A 1,417-nucleotide genomic window follows, 5' to 3' on the forward strand; every position below is an offset into this window, starting at 1 on the left:
GCGTATGGCAATGAGCCGCTTTATTATCGAGTTTGGTGACCGCCTGGATGGTCACTTCTGAGAAAAGGCATTTACACAGAATCGTGTACAGGGTCAACAGCAAACGCCGTTTAGTATCAATTTAAATAGTAAGTAATCAATAAATTACATTTCATTATTGAAAGTTCTCAGCCCTCCCTTACTGACGGATCCCGGCACTGTAATGGTAACAGCTTTTCAATGTCTTCATGCTGAGCCGGATACGGTTGATTCTCATGGTTTTGTTCCTTGCTGGAGATCGCGTGACAGCGATGCCCTTAAGAACAGGGCGTCATTAAAACGACGCTCACGCATAAACCGGAGCAATCCCATAACCAAGCGTCCTTAGGTGAAGTTTAAACCTGCATTTCTCCTCCATATTACTGCAGCCAGTACTTCAGCGCCTGACCCAAAACCTGCATTTCACTCTAAATCGGGTGTCTCCTGTGATCCGGGGGAGTTGCCCGCAGCCTCACGCATGAACTATCGTTTTCTCATCAGTGAACATCCTTCTTCAGTTAAATATGATGCTGATAATACCTGCTGAAATAATTAAGAAAATACGAGTTTACCGGATGCTGACGAATGAGATGAAAACACGTCAGTAAGCTATGCAAACACTGTAGCCTCCAGAATTGTCCACCCTCACCCACAATACACCTCTTTCGCACCAGAACCCAAGGCAAGAGCCGGATGTGTTAATAGCACACGTCCGGGTCTGTACGCAGGGAGCCGGTAACGGCTACTCCTATCACTACTGCGTGAATCAAGCGTAGGCGACAACTACCTTGACACGTACAGATATGTGTATATAGAAAGCTTACGTTCCTCTCAGTGTTACTCTATAAATGGGTGTTTTCCTCATCATTCATTTTAGTGAGTTCAAGGTGATTCGATATTTTTAGGCCCACACTCTTACTTGTTATTTGGATATCTCTAAAATTGAAGCTTCTTCTTATTTTGGTATGGGGAACTTTTTCTGTCAGATGTGACGTTTTTTCCACTCGATTTAAATGAATGTTATTGCTTTCATTATGGGCAACTGATTTTACACTTCTGCTACTATTGATATTTTTATCACTGATAAAAATTGCTCCTTCAAGAGATTTTCCCTTCCAATAATCCGCGCTCATTTTAGAAATTACGCCGGCCCCTCTCAGAAAACTTAGAATTGACGATGTATAAGATGCAATGCCACTTGCTGTCTCATTATCCCGGCAACCAGCCAGATACAGGTACCGGCAGGGAGTGAGATCACTTGCCCGCTCCTTTCAGCTCGCGCAGCAGGGTTCGCAGCAGCGTGAGGGTCAGTTCTCCGGAGAGCCGTATTCTGGCTCTGCCGACAGTGATTTCACAGTGCATTCCCGCAGGTTGTGCGTCCGGGGGAGACGGGCTGGCC

Annotated in this window: 1 protein-coding gene; it reads right to left on the bottom strand. The window is 45.4% G+C overall.

The window, feature by feature from the left end:
* Positions 1–860: 860 nt before the first annotated feature.
* Positions 861–1,151 carry a hypothetical protein gene (locus B9Y90_RS26805; RefSeq protein WP_139827525.1) on the bottom strand — a complete coding sequence of 97 codons (291 nt, stop codon included), beginning with the start codon at positions 1,149–1,151 and terminating at the stop codon, positions 861–863.
* Positions 1,152–1,417: the final 266 nt, after the last annotated feature.

Origin of the sequence: Cedecea sp. NFIX57, assembly GCF_900177785.1 — a bacterium.
GTDB classification, from domain to species: Bacteria; Pseudomonadota; Gammaproteobacteria; order Enterobacterales; family Enterobacteriaceae; genus Cedecea; species Cedecea neteri_C.